24 protein-coding genes are annotated in these 24,702 nt (G+C 70.9%); 13 read left to right on the top strand and 11 right to left on the bottom strand.

The window, feature by feature from the left end; all coding sequences use genetic code 11:
* Positions 1-412: 412 nt before the first annotated feature.
* Positions 413-2,164, bottom strand: coding sequence for a murein biosynthesis integral membrane protein MurJ (murJ, locus tag ACQP1S_RS31875; protein ID WP_091249121.1), 1,752 nt, complete (start codon positions 2,162-2,164; stop codon positions 413-415).
* A gap of 125 nt (positions 2,165-2,289) precedes the next feature.
* Between murJ and ACQP1S_RS31870 the strand changes: the two genes are divergently transcribed.
* Positions 2,290-3,747: a CCA tRNA nucleotidyltransferase gene (locus tag ACQP1S_RS31870; RefSeq protein ID WP_363672419.1), complete on the top strand. Its 1,458-nt coding sequence runs from the start codon at positions 2,290-2,292 to the stop codon at positions 3,745-3,747.
* Positions 3,748-3,799: 52 nt separating this feature from the next.
* Here the strand turns inward: ACQP1S_RS31870 and ACQP1S_RS31865 are convergent, their stop codons facing one another.
* From ACQP1S_RS31865 to ACQP1S_RS31855, 3 genes are read right to left on the bottom strand one after another with little or no spacing between them, the layout of a single operon-like run.
* On the bottom strand, positions 3,800-5,320 hold the full coding sequence (locus ACQP1S_RS31865) for a flotillin family protein (RefSeq protein ID WP_432901819.1): 1,521 nt from the start codon (positions 5,318-5,320) through the stop codon (positions 3,800-3,802).
* A 27-nt stretch (positions 5,321-5,347) separates the two neighbouring features.
* Positions 5,348-5,869 (bottom strand): hypothetical protein, encoded by a 522-nt coding sequence (locus ACQP1S_RS31860; protein ID WP_245722629.1) that lies wholly within the window; start codon positions 5,867-5,869, stop codon positions 5,348-5,350.
* 30 nt (positions 5,870-5,899) lie between these two features.
* The gene (locus tag ACQP1S_RS31855; protein ID WP_432901815.1) at positions 5,900-6,076 is read right to left on the bottom strand and encodes a hypothetical protein; all 177 of its coding nucleotides are present in this window, start codon (positions 6,074-6,076) and stop codon (positions 5,900-5,902) included.
* Between the two features lie 93 nt (positions 6,077-6,169).
* Between ACQP1S_RS31855 and ACQP1S_RS31850 the strand changes: the two genes are divergently transcribed.
* Together ACQP1S_RS31850 and ACQP1S_RS31845 are read left to right on the top strand one after the other, a co-directional pair.
* Positions 6,170-6,367, top strand: coding sequence for a hypothetical protein (locus ACQP1S_RS31850; RefSeq protein ID WP_432901812.1), 198 nt, complete (start codon positions 6,170-6,172; stop codon positions 6,365-6,367).
* A 43-nt stretch (positions 6,368-6,410) separates the two neighbouring features.
* The gene (locus tag ACQP1S_RS31845; protein ID WP_091249366.1) at positions 6,411-6,890 is read left to right on the top strand and encodes a methylated-DNA--[protein]-cysteine S-methyltransferase; all 480 of its coding nucleotides are present in this window, start codon (positions 6,411-6,413) and stop codon (positions 6,888-6,890) included.
* Positions 6,891-7,014: 124 nt separating this feature from the next.
* On the opposite strand, the gene ACQP1S_RS31840 is transcribed toward ACQP1S_RS31845, so the two are convergent.
* Both ACQP1S_RS31840 and ACQP1S_RS31835 read right to left on the bottom strand, forming a co-directional pair.
* A complete protein-coding gene (locus ACQP1S_RS31840) occupies positions 7,015-7,212 on the bottom strand; it encodes a DUF397 domain-containing protein (protein ID WP_413231985.1) in 198 nt (65 codons plus the stop codon).
* 43 nt (positions 7,213-7,255) lie between these two features.
* Entirely contained in the window at positions 7,256-8,110 is an 855-nt protein-coding gene (locus ACQP1S_RS31835; protein ID WP_432901810.1) for a helix-turn-helix domain-containing protein, read from the bottom strand.
* Between the two features lie 451 nt (positions 8,111-8,561).
* Between ACQP1S_RS31835 and ACQP1S_RS31830 the strand changes: the two genes are divergently transcribed.
* The 3 genes from ACQP1S_RS31830 to ACQP1S_RS31820 all read left to right on the top strand — a co-directional run bounded on the left by ACQP1S_RS31830 (position 8,562) and on the right by ACQP1S_RS31820 (position 9,821).
* Entirely contained in the window at positions 8,562-8,864 is a 303-nt protein-coding gene (locus tag ACQP1S_RS31830) for a hypothetical protein (protein ID WP_432901807.1), read from the top strand.
* Between the two features lie 310 nt (positions 8,865-9,174).
* A complete protein-coding gene (locus tag ACQP1S_RS31825; RefSeq protein WP_432901805.1) occupies positions 9,175-9,432 on the top strand; it encodes a ribbon-helix-helix domain-containing protein in 258 nt (85 codons plus the stop codon).
* Positions 9,429-9,821, top strand: coding sequence for a hypothetical protein (locus ACQP1S_RS31820; protein WP_432901803.1), 393 nt, complete (start codon positions 9,429-9,431; stop codon positions 9,819-9,821). The genes ACQP1S_RS31825 and ACQP1S_RS31820 overlap by 4 nt, the downstream gene beginning before the upstream one ends.
* Positions 9,822-9,885: 64 nt before the next feature.
* Here ACQP1S_RS31820 and ACQP1S_RS31815 read toward each other — a convergent pair whose 3' ends face one another.
* Complete coding sequence (locus tag ACQP1S_RS31815; RefSeq protein ID WP_091249082.1) at positions 9,886-10,965, bottom strand: inositol-3-phosphate synthase; 1,080 nt, start codon at positions 10,963-10,965, stop codon at positions 9,886-9,888.
* 23 nt (positions 10,966-10,988) lie between these two features.
* Positions 10,989-11,627: a PadR family transcriptional regulator gene (locus ACQP1S_RS31810; RefSeq protein ID WP_432901800.1), complete on the bottom strand. Its 639-nt coding sequence runs from the start codon at positions 11,625-11,627 to the stop codon at positions 10,989-10,991.
* Positions 11,628-11,802: 175 nt separating this feature from the next.
* Between ACQP1S_RS31810 and ACQP1S_RS31805 the strand changes: the two genes are divergently transcribed.
* The 3 genes from ACQP1S_RS31805 (at position 11,803) to ACQP1S_RS31795 (ending at position 17,059) form a co-directional block, all read left to right on the top strand.
* The gene (locus ACQP1S_RS31805) at positions 11,803-12,249 is read left to right on the top strand and encodes a DUF5318 domain-containing protein (RefSeq protein ID WP_357892685.1); all 447 of its coding nucleotides are present in this window, start codon (positions 11,803-11,805) and stop codon (positions 12,247-12,249) included.
* A 197-nt stretch (positions 12,250-12,446) separates the two neighbouring features.
* Positions 12,447-15,374 (top strand): transglycosylase domain-containing protein, encoded by a 2,928-nt coding sequence (locus ACQP1S_RS31800; RefSeq protein WP_432901798.1) that lies wholly within the window; start codon positions 12,447-12,449, stop codon positions 15,372-15,374.
* A 176-nt stretch (positions 15,375-15,550) separates the two neighbouring features.
* Positions 15,551-17,059: a glycosyltransferase family 87 protein gene (locus tag ACQP1S_RS31795; RefSeq protein ID WP_432901796.1), complete on the top strand. Its 1,509-nt coding sequence runs from the start codon at positions 15,551-15,553 to the stop codon at positions 17,057-17,059.
* A 141-nt stretch (positions 17,060-17,200) separates the two neighbouring features.
* Here the strand turns inward: ACQP1S_RS31795 and ACQP1S_RS31790 are convergent, their stop codons facing one another.
* Positions 17,201-19,132: a hypothetical protein gene (locus ACQP1S_RS31790; RefSeq protein WP_432901794.1), complete on the bottom strand. Its 1,932-nt coding sequence runs from the start codon at positions 19,130-19,132 to the stop codon at positions 17,201-17,203.
* Between the two features lie 393 nt (positions 19,133-19,525).
* The gene (locus ACQP1S_RS31785; protein ID WP_432901792.1) at positions 19,526-20,308 is read right to left on the bottom strand and encodes a deoxyribonuclease IV; all 783 of its coding nucleotides are present in this window, start codon (positions 20,306-20,308) and stop codon (positions 19,526-19,528) included.
* Positions 20,309-20,847: 539 nt separating this feature from the next.
* Here ACQP1S_RS31785 and rpsF point away from each other — a divergent pair.
* From rpsF to rplI, 4 genes are all read left to right on the top strand, one after another.
* Positions 20,848-21,138, top strand: coding sequence for a 30S ribosomal protein S6 (rpsF, locus tag ACQP1S_RS31780; RefSeq protein ID WP_067301247.1), 291 nt, complete (start codon positions 20,848-20,850; stop codon positions 21,136-21,138).
* Between the two features lie 79 nt (positions 21,139-21,217).
* Entirely contained in the window at positions 21,218-21,754 is a 537-nt protein-coding gene (locus ACQP1S_RS31775; protein WP_176739072.1) for a single-stranded DNA-binding protein, read from the top strand.
* Positions 21,754-22,035, top strand: a complete 282-nt coding sequence (gene rpsR / locus ACQP1S_RS31770; protein WP_091249063.1) for a 30S ribosomal protein S18 — start codon at positions 21,754-21,756, stop codon at positions 22,033-22,035. The genes ACQP1S_RS31775 and rpsR overlap by 1 nt, the downstream gene beginning before the upstream one ends.
* 14 nt (positions 22,036-22,049) lie before the next feature.
* Positions 22,050-22,496 carry a 50S ribosomal protein L9 gene (gene rplI, locus ACQP1S_RS31765; RefSeq protein ID WP_091249061.1) on the top strand — a complete coding sequence of 149 codons (447 nt, stop codon included), beginning with the start codon at positions 22,050-22,052 and terminating at the stop codon, positions 22,494-22,496.
* A 296-nt stretch (positions 22,497-22,792) separates the two neighbouring features.
* Here the strand turns inward: rplI and ACQP1S_RS31760 are convergent, their stop codons facing one another.
* Complete coding sequence (locus tag ACQP1S_RS31760; protein ID WP_432901789.1) at positions 22,793-24,472, bottom strand: hypothetical protein; 1,680 nt, start codon at positions 24,470-24,472, stop codon at positions 22,793-22,795.
* Positions 24,473-24,702: the final 230 nt, after the last annotated feature.

Here is a 24,702-nt window from a genome sequence, read left to right as displayed (position 1 = left end):
GTCGAGAGCGACCTTACCCGGACCGCCCGTCATCCCGACATGTCATCTTCCCGCCGCGCTCAACAGGCTGTCGTATATGAGGGGTTAAGTCCGTTTACCGCCACTCTCGCCCGCGTTGCTGGCACATGTACTGGCCAATCTAGACGCTGACCGCAAGCCGCCGGTCGGTGGGCCGACCCGCCGGTGACAACCCGTCGGCGGTAGGTCAGGTTCCCCCCGAACGGCCGTACATGCTCAGCCGTACGGTTGGTTGTCCACAGGCCCTTACGGTGACTGAGCGGGGGTTAACCAAGTTATCCACAGGCGTGTCCCCAGGCTGGTGATCCTCGTTCACCCTGCGTGTCCCCTGTCCGGTGGACCCCCGGTGTGGGCGGCGGACCCCGGCGGGTGGTGGACCCCGGTGGGCGGTGGATCAGCGACCGAGTCGGCGACGCACCATCCCGACCACCTCGGTGATCTCACCGATCCGCAGCACCGTGGCCAGACCCAGGTAGGTCCCGCCGATCACCGCACCGCCGAGCACCAGCCGCACCGCCGCCGCCGTCCAGCTCAGGTTGCCCGGATCGCCGGGGAGCAGGTTGACCACCAGCAGACCGACCAGGGCCGCGCCGAGCGCCGCCACGACGACCTTGCCCACGGTCCGCATGATCCGGCCCAACCCGATCCGGCCGACCCGGGGCCGCAGCAGCATCGCCGAGAGCACCGCCGCCGCCACGTACGAGATGGCATTGCCGAGCATCATGCCGGCCGCCGCGAAAGTGGCCGAGAAGGCGACGAAGACCCCGATCTGGACCGCCACCCGCAGGATCACCACCGGGATGTTGACCAGGGCCGGGGTGCGGGTGTCCGGCAGCGCGTAGAAGGCGAAGGTGAACAGCTGGCTGATCGCGAACGGCACCAGGCCCAGCGCGGCGACCAGCAGCACCAGCGAGGTGGCCAGCGCGTTGTCACCGGTGAACGCGCCGTACCGGAAGACCACCACGGAGACCGGGCCGGCCAGCACCGCGTAGCAGACCGCGATCGGGGCGAGCACCGCCGTCACCATCCGGGTGCCCCGGGACAGGTCGGCGGTGACGTCGGCGAACCGGCCCTCGGCCGCGGCGGCGCTCATCCGGGGCATCAGCGCCGTGATGATCGAGACGGCGATGATGCCGTGCGCCATCATCAGCAGCAGGAAGACGTTGTTGTAGATCAGCAGGCCGGCGTTGCCCTCGTCGCCACCGGCGGCCCGGGTGAGCAGGTTGACCACCACGAACAGACCGAGCTGGTTGACCGCGACGTAGCAGAACATCCACCCGCCGAGCCGGGCCAGCTCGCGCAGGCCCAGCTCGCGGAAGTCGAACCGCAGCTTCCACCGGAAACCCACCTTGCGCAGCGCCGGCAGCAGCCCGGCGGCCTGCACCGCCACGCCGAGCAGGGTGCCCCCGCCGACCAGCAGGATCCGGTCCCAACCGATGCCCTCCGGACCCAGCGCCTTCGCGCCGTACACCACGATGTAGAGGCCGAAGGTGCCGATGACGACCAGGTTGTTGAGGATCGGCGCCCACATCGGGGCGGCGAAGTGCCCCCGGGTGTTCAGCACCGCGGCGATCAACGCGCTGAGGCCGGTGAAGAACAGCATCGGCAGCATCAGGTAGGACAGGTTCGTGACCAGGCCGGTGTAGTCCTGGTTCTTGCCGCCGGCGTAGAGCGTGGTCAGGGTCGAGGCCAGCAGCAGGGCGAGGACCACGGTGACCGCGAGGGCCAGCACCGCGAGGGTCAGCAGCCGCTGGGCGTACGCCTCGCCCCGGTCCGGGTCGGCCTTGCGTCGGCGGACCAGCACCGGGATCAGCACGCTGGTCAGCACGCCGCCGAGCAGGAACTCGTACACCTGGTTGGGCAGGAACTGGGCGGTGGTGAACGCGTCGCCGACGGCGCTGCCCAGCGCGGCGCCGATCATCAGGTTGCGGATGAAACCGGTGCCCCGGCTGACCAGGCTGCCGACCGCCATCACCGCGCTGTTCGCCGCCGCGCTGGTCTCGGCGACCACCTCCTGCGGCGGCGCGGTCGCCTCCACCCCCGGCTGGTTCAGCGGCTCGGCGGAGATGAAGGTCGCCCCGTCGTACGGCCGGAGCCCGTCGTCACCCTGCGCGGCGTTCGCGCTGCGGTAGAGCCCGCCGCTCATCTCCAGCCTCCCAGGGATACGTCGGACGCGGTACCGGTCCGCACGCCATGACCATAGTCAACCCGGCCCCGATACCCGCGCCCGGCGGATCGGTTCCCGTCCCCGCCCGATAGGCTGGCGATCCCATGTCCGAAGCCTCCGCACCCCACGCCGCCGAACGCCGTGAGCTGACCACCGTGCAGCGCAACGCCGTCGCCGAACTGCTCCGCGTCTCGCCGGTCGCCGACGAGTTGGGCCGCCGGTTCGCCCGTGCCGGGCACGAGCTGCACCTGGTGGGTGGTTCGGTGCGCGACGCCCTGCTCAGCCGGCTCGGCGACGACCTGGACTTCTGCACCGACGCCCACCCCGACCAGACGCTGCGGATCATCAAGGGCTGGGCCGAGTCGATCTGGGAGACCGGTCGGGAGTTCGGCACCATCGGCTGTCAGCGTGACGGCCTCCGGTTGGAGATCACCACCTTCCGCGCCGAGGCGTACGACCAGGTCAGCCGCAACCCGGTGGTCGAGTACGGCACCAACCTCACCGACGACCTGCGGCGGCGCGACTTCACCGTCAACGCGATGGCGGTCAGCCTCCCCGAGCACCGGTTCACCGACCCGCACGGCGGCCTGGACGATCTGGCCGCCAAGATCATCCGTACCCCGGGCACGCCCGCCGAGTCGTTCGGCGACGACCCGCTGCGGATGCTGCGGGCCGCCCGGTTCGCCGCCCAGCTCTGCTTCGCCGTCCACCCCGACGTGCGTACGGCGATGACCTCGATGGCCGCCGACCTGGACCGGATCACCGCCGAGCGGATCCGCGACGAGTTCACCAAGCTGCTCTGCGGCACCGACCCGATCACCGGGCTGCGGCTGCTGGTCGACACCGGGCTGGCCGACCGGTTCCTGCCCGAGCTGACCGGCCTCAAGCTGACCATCGACGAGCACGCCCAGCACAAGGACGTCTACGAGCACACCCTGACCGTGGTCAGCAACGCGGTGTCCTACGAGACGGACGGCTGTGACTTCGTGCTCCGGATGGCCGCGCTCATGCACGACGTGGGCAAGCCGGCCACCAAGGCGGTCGGCGCGGACGGTCGGGTCAGCTTCCACCACCACGAGGTGGTCGGTGCCCGGCTGACCAAGGCCCGGCTGAAGGCCATGCGTTACCCGAAGGACGTCACCAGCCAGGTCACCAAGCTGGTCGGACTGCACCTGCGGTTCTACGGGTACGGCCGGGGCGAGTGGACCGACTCGGCCGTCCGCCGGTACGTGACCGACGCCGGTGACCTGGTGGACCGGCTGCACAAGCTGACCCGCTCGGACTGCACCACCCGCAACCGGCGCAAGGCCGCCCAACTCGCCGCCGACTACGACGCGTTGGAGGAGCGGATCACCCGGATCGCCGCCGAGGAGGACCTGGCCCGGGTCCGGCCCGACCTGGACGGCAACGCGATCATGGAGCTGCTCGGGGTGCCGCCAGGTCCGCTGGTCGGCCGGGCCTGGCAGCACCTCAAGGAGCTGCGCCTGGAACGCGGCCCGCTCGACCGCGACGAGGCCGAGGCGGAGCTGCTGCGCTGGGCCCACGACCAGGGCCTGCGCTGACGTACCCGAAAGGGGGCCGTCCGGATTCCGGACGGCCCCCTTCGTCGTCGGGTCAGCGGGTCTCGACCGCGCTGCCCTCGACCGGCGACTTGCCGTTGGCCGGGGACCCGGCCGACGCCGAGCCCAGCTTGGCGAGCAGGGCCGGCAGGTCGATGCCGGTGAGGTCGGAGCCGAGTTGGAGGCCCTGGGCCACGTTCCCGGCCACCGACTTGGTCAGCGAGGACGCCCCGTCGGTGGAGATCACCGTCAGCTTGTCGATCGCGCCGATCGGGGCGCTGGCCGCCTCGACCACCTGCGGCAGCACCCGGACCAGCAGGTCCAGCACGGCGGCTTCACCGTACGCGGCGAACGCCTCGGCCTTGCGGGCCATCGCGTCGGCCTCGGCCTGACCCCGGGCCAGGATGGCCGTGGCCTCGGCCTGGCCCTCCCGCTCGACCGCCTCGGCGATGGCGGACCGCCGCCGCTGCTCGGCCTCACCCTCCTTGGCGCCTTCGATGGCGTTCGCCTCGGCCAGCGCCGCCCGGCGGGCCCGCTCACCCTCACCGGTGAGCCGGGCCTGCTCGGCGGAGGCCTGGGCGGCGGCGATGGTGGCCTGCCGCTGCGCGTCGGCGCTCAGCACGGCCGCGTTACGGGCCGCCTCCGCCTCCTGCTCCACCTTGTACCGGGCCGCGTCGGCCGGCTTGCGCACCTCGGTGTCGAGCTGGCGCTGCTTCAGCTCGGCGTTGCGCTCGGCCACCTTCTGCTGCTCGGAGAGGATCGCCTGGTCCCGCTCGGCCTGGGCGAGCGGCCCGGCAGCCGCCGACTTCGCCTTCGCCGCGTCGATCTCGGCCTGGATGCCGGCCTGCTTCAGCGACAGGTTCCGGTTGGCCTCGGCGATCGCCTCCTCGGCCAGCAGCCGCTCCTGCTCGGCCTGCTGCCGGGCGCGGGCCTCGGCGATGGCGGCGTCCTTGAGCACCCGGGCCGCCTCGGGCCGACCCAGGTCCTGCAGGTACGACCCCTCGGCGAGGATGTCCTGGAGCTGGAAGGTGTCCAGCACCAGCCCCTGGTTGGTCATCGAGTGCTCGGCCTCCTCGGCGACCGCGTTGGCGAACGCGGCCCGGTCCCGGATGACCTCCTCGACGGTGAGCCGGCCGACGATCGAGCGCAGCGCGCCGGCCAGCACCTCCCGGGTGAAGTTGTCGATCTCGGCCTGCTGGTGCAGGAACCGCTGGGCGGCGGCCCGGATCGCGTCCTCGGTGCCGCCGACCTTCACGATGGCCACGCCGTGCAGGTCGGCCCGGATGCCCTGCTTGCTGACCGCGCCCCGGATGCCCACGTCGATGCGGCGGCTGGACAGGTCGAGTGACTGGAGCTTCTGCACCACCGGCAGGACGAAGACCGACGCGCCGAGCACGACCTTCTGGCCGGAGTTGTCGGTGGACCGGCCGCCGTCGGCGGTCTGCGTGGTCCGCCCCTTGCGGCCGGTGACGATGAACGCCTCGTTCGGCCCGGCCACCTTGATCCGGGAGAGCACGAACATCACGAGGACGAGGGCGAGGACGACCGCGCCACCGATGGCGATGAGGAGAGGCATGGGGGTTCCGTCTCTGCGAGAAGAGGGTCAGTAGGTCTCGACGTGCACGCTGGTCTCGCTCAGCGTCTGCACCACGAAGATCTGCGCGCCGAGCGGGATGGGCTCGTCGGCACGGGCGTTGAGTTTCACCGGCTGGCCGGCGACGCGTACCCGTACCTCGCCGTAGCCGCCGGTCGGGATCGGGGTGACCACCAGGCCGAGCGCGCCGACCAGGTCGTCCCGGGTGGGGGTGGCGTCGGTGCGCATGTCGCGCGCCGCCCGGCTCAGCCGCCCCGCCAGCCACGCGGTGGGCACCGCGGCGAGCGCGCCGCCACCGACCGCCGCCGCGATCATCCCCGGGGTACGCCCGCCGAGCAGTTCGTTGACGATGGCCGCGCCGAAGCCGAACGCGCCGAGGAAGCCGGCGACCGCCTCGACGGAGACCGGACCGTCGACGCCGGGATGACCGAAGTGCAGGAGTTCGCCGCCGAGCAGGGCGAGCGCCAGCACGCCGACGCCCGCCCCACCGATGATCAGAAAGATGAGCGTCCCCGTGGCCACGACCTGCACGGTAGCGACCCGACGCAACGTTCTGCGTGATCATTTGGGGGCGATGGACACCGTCCGTTCGGCCAACTCCCGCGGCAGCGGCAACCGTTGCAGCTCGTGGCCGGCGGGGTCGGCGAGTACGACGTCCCGGTAACCGCCGGGCCGCCGGTAGAGCAGCCGGTCGTCGCCGACCCAGGCGACCTCGGCCACCGGCAGCGTGCCGAGCACCGTCCCGGTGACCGCGTCGACCAGCAGCGGCTTCCGCTGTCGGGGCGCTCGTCCCCGGAACGCAGTTCGTGGCCGGGGGCCGGCACCTTCGTCGTGCCGACCCTGACGAACGCCGGGGTCGAGCTCGACCCGAAGCCCACCTACTGGGTCGCCTTCGGGAGCTTCGAGAGCAGCGAGGTGATGGACGTCTCCGAACTCACCACACCCGCGCAGGTGTCGTACCCCGCCGGCATGACCAGCGCGAAGGCCGTCTTCGACGGCAAGGGATGGACCATCTCGTACGGGAGCTAGGGTCACCGGCCGGTGTCCCGGCGGGGCGGGAAGAATGGCCGGCATGCGTTGGACCGTGCTGGACTCGCCGATCGGTCAGTTCTCCGTGGCCACCGACGGGACGGCGGTCTGTGGCACGCACTTCGGCCGGGTCACGTCGGCCGACGACGAGCCCGGCGACACGCTGGCCGGTCGGGTGGTCGCGGAGCTGAGGGCGTACTTCGCCGGTGAGCTGACCGGGTTCACCGTGCCGGTGGTCATGCCGCGCGGCTCCGAGTTCGAGCGTGCCGTCTGGCGGGAGATGACCCGCATCCCGTACGGGGAGACGCTCACCTACGGCGAGGTGGCCCGGCGGGTCGGCGATCCCGGCGCGGCGCGGGCAGTCGGGGTGGCCTGCAACCGCAACCCGGTGCCGGTGATCGTCCCCTGCCACCGGATCGTCGGTGCGGGCGGCAAGCTGGTCGGCTTCGGTGGCGGCCTACCCCGCAAGGTGACCCTGTTGGAGTTGGAGGCAGGCGTCGCCCTGCGCCGTGCCTGGTCCTGATCGGGTAAAGGCCAGCCCTCGCCTATGCCCTCGCAGTTGGGCCGATGTAGCGGTGTCGGCGGTGAGCGGATACCGCAGTATCGGCACAATGGAGTTGACCATGGAGGTACGGCGGGTCGGTGGGTCAGGGGAGTGGGGCGAGGCGACCTGCGCGGAGGTCCGTGACGAAGGCGGCCCAGCCGGCGGCGGGGTAGAGCAGAAGCGGGCCGCCACGGTCCTTGCTGTCGCGTACGGCGAACCGGCCACTGCCGTCCAGCACCGGCCCGGCCTCGACACAGTCGCCACCACCGTTGCCGCTGCGGGTGCTGACGTGCCAGGCCACCGAAAACCCGGTACTGGCGGATTGGTCGATAATCGCCATTGGCTCACTCCAGACGCGCTTCCAGATCGAAGAGGAATCGCTGCACGGCACCGTTGCGCAGCGCCGCCCGGCGCAGTCGATCGTAGCGCTGGTGCAGCGAATCGGCCTTCTCTCCTTCCACCACCACGGCTCCCACGGCAGTGGAGACGCAGCCGGTCGGTGCGTAGGGGCGGCGCATCCGGAAGACATCAAAGGTCCCGTCCGGACATGCGTGGGCTCCGGCGCTGGCCGGCAGGATCATGACCTCGACGTTCGACCAGCCGGCCACCGTGCGAAGGTGGGCGAGTTGGGCGCGCATGACCTCTGGTCCGCCGACGACCCGCCGGAGAGCGCCTTCGTCGATGACGGTGGAGAGCCGGACGGGGTCGGGTTCCTCCAGCCGCCTCTGCCGCTGCATCCGGACCTCGACGTATCGGGCGACCTCATCGTCCGTGGCGGCCTCGTCCCAGGCTCCGATCAGGGCCTTGGCGTAGGCCCGGGTCTGGAGCAGCCCGGGAATGACAGATGCCTGGAAGGACCGGATTTCGGTGGCCCGGCTCTCCAGCCAGATCCAGTCGATCAGCGAGCCGGCGACGTTGGCGCTGAAACCGTCCCACCAGCCCTTCTGCCAGGCGTCCTGGGCCATGGTCTTGAGGTCGTCGCGGCGACGCGGGTCGTCGACGCCGCACAGGTCGAGGTAGGCGAGGACCTCGGGCACCCGGGGCGGAATGATCCCGGACTCCATCCGGCTCACGGTGGACGCGTTGCGGTTGATGAAGTCGCCCACGTCCTTGAGGGTCAGCCGGGCACCCTCCCGCATCGCGCGAAGCTGCTGGCCGATCCACTGTGCCCGTAGCGTCGCTGCCTGTTCATTGATCATCTCGTACCCCCGCCCGCCGAGCCGCCGCTGTCACGCCAGAACAGCATGGAGTGAGAACCGCTGATACGCAATCTTGCGTATCGGTGCGGCAGCGTGCATTCTGCGTGTGGCTGTGATTACCGAAGGTGATCGACGGTCGAGATGAGGACGGACCGGGGTGGGACGGCTTGGCGGCATGCCCACCCCGGTCCGGGAACGAGCCGAACGGGAGGCGCAGCGCGATGGCCGGCGTCCCGGGGAACGACTCCCCGACTGTCTACCACGTCGTACCCGCGCGAAGCGGGTGCCGGCGTGCGTCGCGGTGCGTACCCCCTCGGTTTCCTGGTCCGGGGGTGCGGCTCGACGGCGCACCCCCGGGCCCGAGCCGGGCGGACGTGCGGACCCCCGCCGGGAATCCCCCTCGCGGTGGTGACCCCGGGACCGCGCGTCCGCCCCTTGCGAAGGGGTGCCAGTGGGCCTGTACGAAACCCGGGCGCGGGTGGAGAGCCGCGCCGCGCACGAGATCATCGCCGCGCACGTCGCCGATCCTGAGAGCCAGCAGTGCCGGGTCTGCCTGACCGTCGTACCGTGTCCGTCGGCCAACGCGGCGGCGAATCGCCTGGTGGAGCTGGGTCTGCCGGTGCTCGATCCGGTACCGCCGCAGCGGCGCTGCGCACTGCGGCGCTGGCTCGCCCCGCACCGGCGGGGGCGAGCACGGCCGGCACCACTGCTCAGCCGGGCCTGGCGGTGGCGACTCGGGTCGGCGGTGGGCTGATGCGGCTCAGCTTCGATCCGGAGGACCCGCCGGCCGAGCCGCCGGTGGAGTGCGTGTCACCGACCATCTGGCGGTGGAGTCACCGGCTGCACCGCCGTCACCCGCTCGCAGACGACGGCCGGTGTGCCTGTGGCGAACCGTTCCCCTGCCAGGCGCGGCGGCTCGTGGAGCGTGGCTTCCTGGCGGCGCTCGGGTCGGGCGTCGGAGTGGGCCGAGCGGATCTGCTCGACCGGCTCATCGCACAGTCCGTCCGCACTGATCCGAGCGATCCTCGCCACCATCGTTCCGGACGACCCAGTAAGGAGGAGACGTGACGCCGAGCGTGGTTGACCAGCCGACGGGCGAGTTATACAACTCTGGTATGGCCTTCACCCTGAACCTGAAGCCCGAGGTCGAGCAGCGACTCAAGGAACTCGCCGAGGCGGAGCACCGGTCGATGCACAAGACGGTCGAGGTGGCGGTGCAGGCGTACCTGGACCGGCACGAGCGCGACGAGTGGACCCGCCAGGCTGCCCGGCGGGTCTTCGAGGACGATGCCGAGTTCTTCGAGATGTTAGGTGACCGATGACGCTGACTCAGCCCTGGCCGGAGCCGGAGGATCTGCTGACTCTCCTCGCCGAGCACACCGGTCCGCAGAGTCGGGTGCGGGATGCCGGCATTCTCGTAGCCGCAGTGGCCCGCCCGCACGCCCGACTCATGGGGCGCGCCGTCTATCCGACCGCGTTGGACAAGTCGGCGGCGCTGCTGCACGGGTTGATGATGTGGCGACCGCTCGACATGTGGAATGCCGGGCTTGCCTGGGCGACAACGCGCGTGTTCCTGCGGCGAAGCGGTCTGAACCTGAACATGCCGGCCAAGGAGCGAATGGCGCTGACCGACGCGATGGCCAGCGGCGAGGTCGACTCGGTGGAGGAACTCGTCCTGCGGCTGTCGCCGTACCTGGAGATGTCGGTCTGAGGTGACCAGCGAGGGCCGGGTTCCGTCTGGAACCCGGCCCTCGGTGGTGCTGGTGTTCAGCGCGTCAGCGCTCGATGTCGCCCTTGATGAAGGACTCGACGGCGGCGTGCGCGTCGTGGTCGGCGTACTGCTCCGGGGGGGACTTCATGAAGTACGAGGAGGCCGAGAGGATCGGGCCACCGACCTTGCGGTCCAGGGCGATCTTGGCGGCCCGGACGGCGTCGATGATGACACCGGCGGAGTTCGGCGAGTCCCACACCTCGAGCTTCAGCTCGGCGTTGAGCGGGGTGTCACCGAAGGAGCGGCCCTCCAGGCGGATGTAGGCCCACTTGCGGTCGTCCAGCCACGGCACGTGGTCCGACGGGCCGATGTGCACGTCGCTCTTGACCATCTCGTGCGGGATCTGGGACGTCACCGACTGGGTCTTCGAGATCTTCTTCGAGACCAGCCGGGTGCGCTCCAGCATGTTCATGAAGTCCATGTTGCCGCCGAAGTTGAGCTGGTAGGTGCGCAGCAGCTCGACGCCCCGGTCCTCGAACAACTTCGCCAGCGCGCGGTGCACGATGGTCGCGCCGACCTGGCTCTTGATGTCGTCACCGACGATCGGCAGGCCGGCGTCGGTGAACTTCTGCGCCCACTCCGGGTCGGAGGCGATGAAGACCGGCAGCGCGTTGACGAAGGCGCAGCCGGCGTCGATCGCGGCCTGGGCGTAGAACTTGGCGGCCTGCTCGGAACCGACCGGCAGGTAGCAGACGACCACGTCGACCTGGGCGTCGCGCAGCGCCTTGACCACGTCGACCGACTCGGCGTCGGACTCCTCGATGATCTCGCGGTAGTACTGGCCCAGGCCGTCGAAGGTCGGGCCGCGCTGGACGCTGATGCCGGTGGGCGGCACGTCGCAGAGCTTGATGGTGTTGTTCTCGCTGGCGACGATCGCCTCCGCGAGGTCCATGCCGACCTTCTTGGCGTCCACGTCGAACGCCGCGACAAAGTCCACGTCCGATACGTGGTAGTCGCCGAAGGTGACGTGCATGAGACCCGGGACGCGGTCGTTCGGGTCGGCGTTGCGGTAGTACTCCACGCCCTGCACGAGGGACGAGGCGCAGTTACCCACACCGACGATGGCGACGCGGACGGAGCCCATAGCGTCTGCCTCCTTCTTCTTCATCACGGCCGCTCATTCCTGGACTCTCCAGGCGGAGGCGGGCTGTTGTTGTCTCGTGGACCGCCGGCCGTCCCGGGTCGCGGGACGGCCGGGGCACGGCCGGAGCGCTCGTTGGCGATGAGCTCCTCCAGCCAGCGGACCTCGCGCTCGCACGCGTCGAGGCCGTGGCGTTGCAATTCCAGGGTGTACGCGTCGAGACGCTCGGCCGCCCGGCCCAGCACGTCCCGAAGTCCTTCGCGACGCTCCTCGATCGTGCGGCGGCGACCCTCCAGGATGCGCAGCCGGGTCGCCTGGTCGGTGCGGGCGAAGAACGCGAAGTGCACACCGAAGCCCGTGTCGTCGTACGTCTCGGGCCCGGCCTGCGCGATCAGCTGGGCGAAGCGTTCCTTGCCCTCCGCAGTGATCTTGTAGACCACCCGACCTCGTCGGCTGGTCAGCGCGGGAACCTCCTCGGCGGTGGCCGGGGCGTCGGTGGCTTCGGTGATCCAACCCGCCGCCTGCAACCTGCGCAGGGTCGGGTAGAGCGAGCCGTAGCTGATCGCTGCCCGGATGGCGCCGAGCTTGGCGGTGAGCTCCTTGCGGAGTTCGTAGCCGTGCATCGGGGCCTCCTGAAGGAGGCCGAGGATGGCGAGTTCGAGCACGGGCCACCCTTCCCTTACCCTCGGAGCGGCAGCTTAACCGCCTCGATGTATCGGACCGATACATCGCACGTTAGTACCTCGTCTGCCGTCAGGGCAAACCCCCGTTCCGCGCCAGCCCGTGCACGGATCGTGACGGTGGTCGCCCCACCCGATCGGAACGCGTACCCTTTGCCGCATGCGGACGTCTCGTCAGGTCGTCGACTACTCGCTGCAGAAGCGAGCAGTGCTGCGTGACGTGCTCGCCGGACGGGTCGGCACGTACGACGTCTGCGACGCCTCGCCGTACCTGAAGAACGCGGCCCGCTTCCACGGGGAGCCGACCGAGCAACGGTGTCCGATCTGCCGGAGCGAGAACCTCACCCACGTCCACTACATTTACGGGGACGAACTCAGGCAGTCCGCCGGGCAGGCACGCACGTTGGCCGAGCTACCTGCGCTGGCGATGACGCTGCGTGAGTTCCAGGTCTTCGTGGTGGAGGTGTGCCTCGGCTGTGACTGGAACCATCTCGTCGAGCAGTTCCTGCTCGGCCGGGACGGGCTGGCCGAGGGCGGCCCGGAACAGGGTGTGGCGGAGGCCGCCACGGCTGCCACGCAGGAGCGAAGGCGAGAGGCGCAACGGTGAACCTGGCTGCTCCGGTCGACTCTGGTGTCGTAGGACACAGACACCGCGACCGGCGGCCCATCGGCCCGATTGGCCCGAATGATGTGGAAATTGCAGCGCGCATCCGGCCCCTTGCCGGCCCCATGGCGCGTGTGTCAACTCACGGCAACCCGGTGGTGGCGCCCCCGCGTCCCACCGCGACCGGCAGGGTGTGAGGAATGAACTCGTACGGCGATCCCAGTTCCCCGCGCGCGCGGGCCCAGGTACCGGGTTCGAACGGCGGCCCCGGACCGGGGGCGGACGACGCGTACCCCCGACGGGGCGGTGACGCCCGGGGTGCAGCCCCGGCCGGCCGCGCCTCGGTCGGCGGTGCCGCGCCCACCGGACGGGCCTCGGCGGCGGTGCCCCCGCCGCGCGCGACAGGCGGTGCGGCCCCGGTCGGCCGGGCCGGCCCCGGTCGTGCCTCGGTGCCGGTCTCCCCGGCCGGGCCGGGTCGTGCCTCCGTGCCGGTCTCCCCGGCGGCGTCGGGATGGGGTGGCGCGGGCCGTGCCTCCGTGCCGGTCTCCCCGGCGGGTGGACCGGCCGGTCGGGTCAGCGTCGGGACGGCCCCCGCCGGTCGGGCCAGCGTCGGCGCGGCCTCGGTCGGCTCCGCCGGGCGGGCCTCGGTGGCGCGGGCCGGCGTCGCGCAGGTCGGCGGCGGCGGCGGACCGGGCGGCCCGAACGGGCCGGGTCGCGGCTACGGCGGTGGTGCCGGCGGCGGACGCGGACGCGGGCCGGGTGACCCGGACGCGCTGGCGCGGGCGAAGCGGCGCAAGCGGATCAACCTGCTGATCGCCGGGTTCGCGGTCTTCATCATGCTCGCCGGCCTCGGTGTGGTCGGGTTCACCTACTACTCCACCACCGTGGTGCTGCCCGCCCAGATCAAGCTGCCGCTCGCCACGACCATCTACGCGGCCGACAACAAGACGGTCATCGCCAAGGTGGGCGAGCAGAACCGGACATTCGTCTCGATCAACCAGATTCCGCAGCACATGCGGGACGCGGTGGCGGCGGCGGAGGACAAGAACTTCTACGAGCACGCCGGCGTCGACTACAAGGGCATCGCCCGGGCCGCCTGGAACAACCTCTCCAACGGCGACAAGCAGGGCGCCTCGACGATCACCCAGCAGTACGCCCGCAACGCCTACGAGAACCTCCAGGACGACTCGTACGCGCGGAAGGTGAAGGAGGCGATCGTCGCCTCCAAGCTCAATGATCAGTTCACCAAGGAACAGATCATGGAGCACTACCTCAACACCATCTACTTCGGGCGCAACGCGTACGGCATCGAGGCGGCGGCGCAGACCTACTTCGGCAAGTCGGTCTCGAAGATCGACGTGGCCGAGGCCGCCGTGCTCGCCGCCCTGATCAAGCAGCCGGAACCGAGCGCCACGCACAAGGGTTTCGACCCGGCGCTCAACCCCGTCGAAGCCAAGGACCGCTGGGACTACGTCATCAAGAACATGATCGAGATGCGCTGGGTCGATGCCCCCGGCCGGCCGGCGCATCCGACGGAGTACCCGACCAAGACGCTGCAGACCCCCAAGGAGTCCCGCTCCGGCGTCAAGTTCGGCGTCAACACCCCGATCGGCAACGTCATCAACTACGTCTCGGCGGAGATGCGGGAGAAGAAGCTCTGCACCGACAACGACGCGGAAGTGACCGAGCGTAAGCCGCGCTGCTCGGCGATGCTCCGCGAGGGTGGCTACCGGATCAGGACCACCATCGACAACAAGGTGCAGAAGGCCGTGACCACCGCCGCCCAGCGCAGCACCAAGGGCTCCGAGTTGGACGGCGCGCGCAAGAACCTGATGGCCGCCGTGGTCTCCGTCGACCCGCGCAACGGCCGGGTGCTCGGCTACTACGGCGGGGACGACGGCACCGGCACCGACTACGCCGGCACGAACACCGACACCAACGGCAACATCACCGGCGGGCATTCGCCCGGCTCCAGTTTCAAGATCTACACGCTGGCGGCGGCGTTGGAGGCGGGCAAGTCCGTCGACTCGCGCTGGAAGGGCCGGGCGTTCACCCCGGAGGGCGACAAGTTCCGGGTCAGCAACGCCGGCACCGACAACCCCAGTTGTGGTGACTCCTGCACGCTGCGCGAGTCGACCCTGAAGTCGCTGAACGTGCCGTTCTACCACGTCAGCCTGGATATCGGGCCCGACAAGATCGTCGACATGGCGGCCAAGGCCGGCGTCAGCATGATGTGGCAGACGAACGTGAGCCCGCCCAAGGGGCACGACCTGGCCAAGGAGAAGGCCGCCGACCTGGCACCCGACCCCTTCTACCACGTGGTCGCCTACGGTCAGTACCCGATCACCGTGCTCGACCACGCCAACGGCATCGCCACCTTCGCCAACAAGGGCATCTACAACAAGGCCCACTTCCTGATCTCCGCCGAGAAGCAGAACAAGGAGACCGGCAAGTGGGAGAAGCTCGGCGGCGAGCAGCTCAAGCCGCAGAAGCGGATCAACCCGGACGTGGTCGCCGACGTGACCGACGTGCTGAAGGACTACCCGGGCAAGATCAACCACACCCTGGCGGACGGCCGGAAGGCCACCGCCAAGACCGGCACCTGGGAGCTCAAGGAGGGCACCGACCAGAACGGTGACGCCTGGACCATCGGGTACACCCCGCAGCTCGCCACCGCCGTCTGGGTGGGCAACAAGGGCAAGCGGGAAGCGATCAAGCTGAACGACGGCACCAAGATCAGCGGTGCGACCATGCCCGGCGAGATCTGGGAGCGGGTCATGAACGGCGCGCTCAAGGGCGAGGACAAGCTGGACTTCCCGCCGGCGGCGAAGGTCGGCGACCCGGAGTCCGGCAACGGCACCCCGCCTCCGCCGCCTCCGCCGCCGCCGAACGCCCCGACCGGGCCGAACTGTGCCCCCACCGACCTGCAGTGCCTGCTGGGCGGCGGCAACCAGGGCGGCAACAACCCGGGTGGGAACCAGGGGGGCAACCCCGGCGGGAACCAGGGCGGTAATCCGGGAGGTAACAACCCGGGCGGCAGTCCGGTGACCCCGCCCAACCAGAACCTCCCCGGCCAGAACGGCGGGAACGGCGGCGGGCTGCTGCCGACTCCACGTACCCGGGACTGAGCTGACCAGTACACCGACGATCGTCTATGCCGCTGCCGGCGACCCGCAGACCTGCGGTCGCCGGCAGCGGCGTCTCTCCCCCAGGCCACCGAGGGGCGATCTGAGCGGGGTGCAGCGGGCCTCCGGAGGAAGATGCTGCTCGTCCGAGAGCCATTCATAGGGCAGGATGCATTCTCATGAGCACCCAGCCGACGCCCGGCATCGACGACGCCGGGAGCAGCGACCACCCGTCCCGATCGGACGGCTTCGTCCGGGGCGTCTCGGAGGCGATCGGCGGGCCGCTCGGCGACCACGCCGTCGCCGTCGACCGGCCCGCCGGTCGGGAGAGTCGGTTCTGGACGGCGGCCCGGATCGTGCTGGCCCTGGCCTGCCTGACCCTGGCCCTGCACTGGGTGCAGAAGGCGCCCTGCCAGAACGGTGCCTGGCAGAACAACATCCAGTACACCCGGATGTGCTACACCGACGTGCTGGCCCTCTATTACGCCGAGGGCCTGCACGAGGGCAAGGTCCCCTACCGGGACCACCCGGTGGAATACCCGGTGCTCACCGGCTACATGATGGGCGCGCTCGGCCTGCCGGTGCACGCCGTCGGCGTCGACGACCCGACGATCAACCAGGGGCGGTGGTTCTACAACGCCACCGCGTTGACCCTCAGCGCGCTCGCCGTCGCCACCGCCGCGGTGATCCTCGCCCTGCGCCGCCGACGACCCTGGGACGCGGCACTCTTCGCGCTGGCCCCGGCGCTGTTCCTCACCGCCACCGTCAACTGGGACTTCCTCGCCATCGGGCTGGCCGCTCTCGGGCTGGCCGCCTGGGCGAAACGACAACCCGTCCTGGCCGGGGTTCTGCTCGGCCTGGGCGGTGCGGCGAAGATGTGGCCGCTGTTCCTGCTCGGCCCGATCCTGATCCTCGGCCTGCGGGCGAATCGGCTGCGGGCCGCGTTCACCGCCGTCGCCACCGGCCTGGTCGCGCTGGTCGCGGTGAACCTGCCGACGGCGATCCGCTACCCGGACAACTGGGGTCGGTTCTTCGAGCTGAACACCACCCGGCCCATCGACTGGGGCACCCTCTGGTACATCGGGCGGTACCTCGACGGCAAGGTGAACACCGGCGCCCCCGGCGACCAGGGCCCCTTCCAGTGGCTGAATGGCAACATCCCCACCCTCAACAACCTGTCGTACGCCCTGTTCGGGCTGGCCTGCATCGGGGTGGCCGTGCTGACCCTGCGGGCGCCTCGCCGGCCCCGGCTGGCCCAGCTCGCCTTCCTCGTGGTGGCCGCCTTCCTGATCTTCAGCAAGGTCTGGTCACAGCAGTTCGTGCTCTGGCTGCTGCCGCTGGCGGTGCTCGCCCGACCCCGCTGGGGGGCCTTCCTCGCCTGGCAGTTCGCCGAGGTGTGCTACTTCGTCGCCTTCTACGGCGAACTGCTCGGCTCGGCCACCAGCCGGCCGGTCTTCCCCGAGGGCGTCTTCGTGCTGGCCTCGTCGCTACGGCTCGGCACGGTGGTGGTGCTCTGCGTCCTGATCGTCAAGGACATCCTGCACCCGGAGCGGGACGCCGTCCGCTGGACCTACCCCGACGACCCGGACGGCGGCGTCCTCGACGGTGCCCCGGACGCCCCCTGGCTGACCAAACTCCGCCGCAAAACCCCCGCCCCCGAACCAGAACCAGCCCCCACCCCCGCCTGACAGCCGCACCCCACCCAGACGCGTAAGTCCGAGACGGCCCCCGCGTCCGTCAGGGGGCGGGGGAGCCCCGCCGGCGCAGGGATCAAGTCTGACCGCCCGGAGCCGGCGGGGCTCCCCCGCCCGCCCCCACCGCAACCCGCCTCAGAGACGGAACACCACGGCGTTGCCGACCTGTTGGCGGGTGATGCCCAACTGGTCGACCGGAGCGTCCACGGTCACCTCCCACGGCGTACCGACGATCTGGTCCCGCAGCACCACCACGTTGCGTACGCCGAGGGTGCGCAGGTAGTCGACGCTGGTCTGGTCGGGGAACGCCGCCGTCACCCGGCGGACGTCGTCGAGCTGTTTCGGGGTGAACCCGCTGCCGCCGTTGACCACCTGCGGGAAGCGGCTGGTCGACCAGAGCATCACCGGCTGGTCCTGGTTCTGGCTGCTGGGCAGCACCAGCAGTGGACCGTCCACCGTGCGCATCGCCGCCGGTTGCTCCGGCACCACCGGGTGCGGCGTGGTGTTCAGCCCCTCCACGACCACCAGCAGCAGTGGCAGCAGGGTGGCTGCCCGCAGCCACGGTGCCGGCCGGGCGGGCACCCGCTCGGTGCTCAGCTCGCGGACCCGCTGGGCGAAGGCGCTCACCGCACCGGCCGCCAGCAGGGCGAGCAGCAGGGTCGTCCAGAGCATCATCCGACCGGGCGTCCGCAGCCCGTTGAAGCCCGGCAGGTGCGCGAAGAGCGGCGCGTAGGTGAAGGTGCCGTCGAAGAACCGGGTGCCCATCGCCAGCACCATCGTGACCAGGACTCCGGCCAGCATCCACAGCCGGTGCCGCAGCCGCCACACCGAGAAGAACAGCCCACCGGCGGCCAGCGCGTAGAGCACGAAGCCCGGCAGCAGGGTCATCTCCGGATGCCAGGGCAGCGTCGCCCGCGCCCCCTCGTGCAGCCCACCCCAGATCCTCGACTCGGCGGGCGCGGTGAAGAAGCCGCTCGCCGGCGGTGAGTAGACGCCGATGTCGCCGATCGTCCGCTCCGCGTTCGGGTGCAGCTCGGCGACCTTGAAGTACGGCACCGCCAGCAGCGCGCCGACGGCGGCGAAGAGCAGCCCGCCGACCAGGTCGGCGACGAACAGCCGCCGCCCGAAGGGCCGCCGCCCGCGTCGCCGCCGCTGCCAGAACCACACCGCTGCCGAGACCAGCAGGGTCACCGCCAAAACGTAGGCGAACACCAGGCCGATGCCGAAGCCCAGGCTGAGCTGCCAGGCCGCGACCGCCCAGCCGGCGTACGCCCAGCCGACCCGGCGACGCTCCGGCCGGTAACCGTGCCGCAGTGACCAGCCGTGGCCCCGGGCCAGCATGGCCAGCGCCAACGGGATGCCACCGTTGGAGACGATGTGCAGGTGGCCGGCCTGGGCGAGCAGCCACGGCGCGTAGGTGTAGCTGACCCCGGCGACCGCCGAACCGATCCGGCCCGCGCCCCACTGCCGGGCCAGCACGTACGCCCCGAAGGTGGCCATCGCGTGGGCCAGCACGAACATGATGTTGTAGCGGAGCACGGCGGCATCCGGACCGGTGCCGAGCAGGCCGGCCGGGGCGTACCCGAGCAGCATGTCGGAGAAGGCGAAGCTCCAGGGCTCGGGGAAGAACGTGTTGGACTGGAACAGTTGCCCCGGGTTGGTCCGCAGGGCATGTCCGGACCAGGCCATCTGCCAGGCCTGGAGGCTTGGGTCCCAGTAGTCCTGGGGCAGCGTGTAGAGCGGGTACCGCAGGGTCGGCCAGGTCATCCCCACGGCCAGGGCGAGCGAGGCGAGGACGGCGAGCGTCCACTCGTGCACCAGGAACCGGCCGGTGGCGCGGGCCGCCCGTCCGGGGCGGCCCGGCACCGGTTCGGGCGCGGGCGCGAACGAGGTCCACGGATCGGCCTCGGCGGCCGGCTCCTGTTGCTCCGTTTCGCCCCCGGCCGGTTCGTCACCCCGGCCCTTCCCGGCCTCGTCCTTCCCGGCCCTCCTTCTTGTGAGCCGGTCTTTCCAGGTCCTGGACTTCCCGGCGTGGTCGGTCGTTGTGCCGGCCTGGTCGGCCGTCACCGCGGTCGTCGCTGCGGCCTTCTCCGTCGACGTCCCCGCCGGCTGGGCTTTCGCCCCGGTCGGCCCGGGGCCGGCTCCGGCCTTCCCGCCCCCAACCCGGCCGTCGTCGGCTACCGGGCCGCCCTCGGCGGGCTCCGCACCGGCTCCGTCGGGTGGCACGTCGGGTCCGGCGGGCTCCGCGCCCGATCCGGCGGGCTCCGCGCCCGATCCGCCGGGCTGTGGGTCGGGTCCGGTGGTCGGGGGTGAATCGTCCCTGCCCGGCTTCGCGCTGTCCCGCGCGTCGGGTGCCGGCCGGCCCTGCGGCGACCCCGCCCCGCCCCCGGAGGTCGGGTCCGTGCCGTCTGTCTGCCGTGGCGGCTGGCTGCCGCCCGTCGCGTTGGTGGTCATCGGCGCTCAGGCCCCCGTGCCGAGTTGCTCACGGAGGAAGGCGATGTCGGCGCCCTGACCGGTCGCGCCGCCGGGAGTCTCCACGATGACCGGGGCGTCCGCCGCCCGGATCACCGCCACCAGCAGCTCCGGGTCGATGGTGCCGCCGTCGAGGTTGTCGTGCCGGTCCTGCCCGGAGTTGAACCCGCCCTTGGAGTTGTTCGCGTGCACCAGATCGATCCGGCCGGTGATCGCCTTCACCCGGTCGACCAGCTCGAGCAACTCCTCGCCACCGGCATGGGCGTGACAGGTGTCGAGGCAGAAGCCGACCTCGTAGTCACCGAGGGCGTCCCAGAGCCGGGCCAGCGCGTCGAGCCGCCGGGCGCAGGCGTTGTCGCCACCGGCGGTGTTCTCGATCAGGACGGGCACGGGGAAGCCGCCGGAGTCGGCCGCGTAGGCGAAGGTCTTGCGCCAGTTGTCGAAGCCGACGGCCAGGTCGTCACCGGCGTTGACGTGGCCGCCGTGCACGATCAGCCCCCGGGCGTCGAGCTGCGCCGCTGCGGCGGCGTGGCCCAGCAGGAGCTTGCGGCTGGGGATGCGGATCCGGTTGTTGAGGGTGGCCACGTTGATGACGTACGGGGCGTGCACGTAGAGGTCGACGTCGGCGGCGCGCAGCCGGTCGGCGTCCTCCCGGGGTTCCGGGGCCTTCCAGCCCTGCGGGTCGGAGAGGAAGAACTGCACCGCCTCGGCGGCACGGGTGGCCGCCTCCGCCAGCGGGTCGGCCGGGTCGACGTGGGCTCCGATACGCATGCAGGCGAGCCTACGTCCCGTCCCCGACGCCGGCAGGTGACGGTCGTGGGCAAGTCGTGCCGTTCCTCTGCCCCTGCCCGCCGCGCCGCAGGGCAGGTGGCGTCACCCGACGACCCCGGCGATCGTTGACCGAGGTGGGACAGTCGGACGAATAGTTGCAATTCGGCTATCGCGTGACGATTGCCGTTGTACCGTCGGATAACAACAGGATGAAGCTCCGCGGGGTGTCCTCGATCCAACCTCATCGGTGTGGTCGTTCCTCCCCAGGTCCCACCCAAGGAATGCGGACGGGACGCCCCGCGGCCCCGTGGACAGGGGTCCACCGCCGGCCTTCGGGTGTCGCGGTGGGCCCCTGTCACCTTTCCCGCCCGGCCGGCTCGCGCCGTCGGGTCGACCTGCCCGGGCATGATCGTCGGGGCCGGGTATTCTGGTCAGGTTGTCCGCGTCCGGTCGGGTTCCCCCGGTCGGGACGGGCACGACGCACGACCTCCTGCCACGGAAGGACCGTGGCCGCCTAGCCCACAGGAGGTGAGCACGTCTTGCGTCATTACGAAGTAATGGTGATCCTCGACTCCAGCCTCGAGGAACGCACCGTCGCACCCTCGCTCGACACGTACCTGAACGTGATCCGGACCGCGGGTGGCTCGGTCGAGAAGACCGACGTATGGGGCCGCCGGCGCCTCGCGTACGAGATCAACAAGAAGGCCGAGGGCATCTACGCCGTCATCGACCTTCAGGCGACGCCGGAGGCGGTGGCCGAACTCGACCGCCAGCTGCGGCTCAACGAGTCCGTGCTGCGTACCAAGGTCATTCGACCGGAGATGCGCTAAGCATTCAACCCCGGTTCGCCCGGATCAGCCTCGTCGGTGATGTCGTAGGGCTCTGCGAGTCTGTACGACGCAACGATGAGTGCGCGAGGAGATGGTCATGGCAGGAGATACCACCATCACGGTCATCGGCAATCTGACCGATGACCCCGAGTTGCGGTTCACCCCGTCCGGTGCGGCGGTCGCCAAGTTCCGGGTCGCTTCGACGCCCCGGTTCATGGACAAGACCACCAACGAATGGAAGGACGGCGAGCCGCTCTTCCTGGCCTGCACCGTGTGGCGGCAGGCGGCGGAGCACGTCGCCGAGTCGCTCCAGCGGGGCGCCCGCGTGATCGTCTCGGGTCGGCTGCGTCAGCGGTCGTACGAGACCCGCGAGGGCGAGAAGCGCACCGTCATCGAGCTCGAGGTCGACGAGATCGGCCCATCGCTGCGCTACGCCACGGCGAAGGTGCAGAAGATGTCGCGCTCCGGTGGCGGCGGCGGAGGCTTCGGCTCCGGTGGCGGTGGCAACCAGGGCGGCGGCGGAGGAAACTTCGACGACCCGTGGGCCTCTGCTGCTCCGGCCCCCTCCTCGCGCGGTGGTTCGGGCGCCAATTTTGATGAGGAGCCACCGTTCTAATGGCGCCGAGCGCCCGCGATCGCAAACCAGGAGCACGTGCAACGGCCAAGGCTGCGGCACTTCGCAAACCAAAGAAGAAGGTGAACCCGCTCGACAAGGACGGGATCGCCTATATCGATTACAAGGACACCGCGCTGCTGCGCAAGTTCATCTCCGACCGCGGCAAGATCCGCGCTCGGCGGGTGACCGGGGTCACCTCGCAGCAGCAGCGGCAGATCGCCCGTGCGGTCAAGAACGCCCGTGAGATGGCGCTCCTGCCGTACACCGCCACGGCCCGCTGAGAGGAGGCACCGACATGAAGATCATCCTGACCCAGGAAGTTTCCGGTCTCGGTGCCCCCGGCGACATCGTCGAGGTCAAGAACGGCTACGGCCGTAACTACCTGCTGCCGCAGGGCTTCGCGATCAGCTGGACCAAGGGTGCGGAGAAGCAGGTCACGGTCATCAAGCGGGCCCGCTCGGCCCGGGAGATCCGCGACCTGGGCCACGCCACCGAGGTCAAGGACCAGCTTGAGGGCCTGAAGGTCAACCTGAAGGTCCGCGCCGGCGACGGTGGCCGGCTCTTCGGCTCGGTCACCCCGACCGAGGTCGTCGACGCCGTCAAGGCGGCCGGCGGTCCGGTCCTCGACCGTCGTCGGCTGGAGCTGCCCGGTCACATCAAGTCGACCGGCTCCTACCCGGTGCGGATCAAGCTGCACCCCGAGGTGTCCGCCAAGTTCGACCTCCACGTCGTCCAGGGCTGACCTCACCGCACAGCAACACCCGACATGGCCCGCACCGGCACCCGGTGCGGGCCATGTCGCGCTGTCCGTGGGTGGCGTAGAGGTGCAGCGGCGGCGTTCGCCCTGGCACCGTCGACGGCACATCGCGGGAGTCGGGCCGCGCTGCCCGTCGCCGTCACCGGTCTCGGACGCCGGAGCGTCGGACGCGGCAGCATCCGTGCCGGCCTCCGGGGTCGGCTCGGCCGCCGGTGCGTCGGTGCCCCGCGCCCCGGCCGTCGGCGCGACAACGGCCGGCGCCGGGAGCGGCACCGCGCACGTCAGCCGATCGGCTGACCGGTGATCGCGCTGATCAACACGGTGGACAGGCCACCACCCACCACCGCCGCCGCCAGCGCCACCGTCGCCGGCCGCCAGGTCGTCCCCACCCGGCGCAGCAGGACCGCCACCACCAGACTGCTCAGCAACGACAGCCCGAACCGGGGCGCCGCCGCGACCAGTGAACCGAAGGCGTGCGCCCGGGGCGGCTCACACCCGCCGCCGCTGATGTCCGTGACACAGCCGGCCGGCGGCTGACCGTCCAGGGTCAACAGCCACAGGAACACCAGCACCGCCGGCACCAGATAACAGGCGGCCGTGTAGACCAGCGGGCGCAGCGGGCCACCCGGGTCCGGGTCGAGCAGGTCGTCCTCCAGGCGACGGTTCCACGACCCGGCACCCACCGACCCGATCCGGTCCCGCAGCGAGGCCGTCGCCACCGCCCGGCCGGACGCCGGCTCGGCCCGACGCCGGGGGGCCGTCCGGGGCCTCGGTGCCGTGTAGCCCACCACCGGAGAGCGGGGTGCCGAGGTCGGAGGGTCCATCCACCGGGGATCGTCCCCGGCCAACCGGGTGCCCGACCAGAACCCCTCCGGCTGCTCACCCCACGGCCAGCCCTCGCCCTCCGTCACCGGCTGGGACGACCGAGGTGGCACCGACCGTTCCCACCGGTCGACCCCACCCCGGTCCCACCGGTCGACCCCACCCCGGTCCCGGCGGTCGACCTTGCCCCGGTCCCACCGGTCGGTGTCATCCCGGTCCCGACGGTCGAATCCGCCCGTGTCCCGGCGGTCGGCCTCGTCACGATCCGCGGTCACCGGACCCCACCGGCCGACGTCCGTCCGGTCCCACTGCGCGGTGTCGGTGAACCGGTCCCACTGGCCGGTGCTGTCGCTCTGCTCCCACCGCGACGCCCCGCCGGGACGCTCCCACCGGTCGTCGGCGACCGGACTCTGCCAGGTGTGCACGCCGGACGCGTCCCACGGGTCGACCGCCGGCCGGTACTCCGGCTCCGGCTCGGCGGCACGGCTCCACGGATCGGCCGCCGGGCGGCTCCCCGGGTCGGTCAACGGACGGGCCCACGAATCGTCAGTGTTGCGTCGCCGTCGCCGGGGCGGCTGCTCGGGTACGGCCTCCACTGGCAGGTCGGAGTCGTCACCGCCGGACCAGACCACCTCGGGGCGACGGGACGCGGACCGACGCGGGCGGGCCGTCGGGGCGGCACCGGAGACCGGCTCACCCTCGTCGGTGTCCGCCCGCCGGCTGCCCACGTACCCCTGCTCCTGCGGGCGGTCGAAGGTCCACTCCCTGGTGTGGTCGGACTCGGGGGCTGCCGCGATCGCCCGGGGCTCCCGCCGCTCGCTCTCCCGCCGCCGCCTGGCCGCACGCCTACCCAACCCGGAGACCGGACGGGCGTCGTCGTCCTCGTCGTCGTCCGGGGCGGCGTGCCGGCCCCGACCGTCGGCGTGCGCGATGCCCGACTCGACCGCCCACCGAGGCAGGTAGGCGTCGACGGGCTCCTGCTGGCCACGCTCGACCGCCCGTCGGCGGCTCGGCGTACGGTAGCGGTCCGTCGAGGAGGAAGAAGCTGACGGAACCGGGTCGCCGAGGTCGTCCCACGGGGCGATCGGCTGACGCTCGCGCGGGCTGCCCTCCCCGCGCTCCCAGTCCCGGTAACTCACGGCCGGAGCGTGACCCTTCTCAACCGAAAGTGCAATCCGCTGTCCAGGTGTAGCCGTTTCGCAGAGATAGTACGGGAAGACCGACCCAAGAGCCTTACCAGAAATTATTCGTCCACAGGGTGTGGATAGTGAACCTCCAGGTCAGGGCCGTGTTGCCCGGAATTCCCCCACAGTTTTCCACAGGCTGTGCACACGCTGCGCACATGGTTGTCCACTCGCATCCACAGGTT

The sequence above is a fragment of the Micromonospora matsumotoense genome (assembly GCF_050951065.1).
Taxonomy (GTDB): domain Bacteria; phylum Actinomycetota; class Actinomycetes; order Mycobacteriales; family Micromonosporaceae; genus Micromonospora; species Micromonospora matsumotoensis.
Note: the sequence above shows the minus strand (reverse complement) of the source record. Positions and strands in the feature narration are given on the sequence as shown.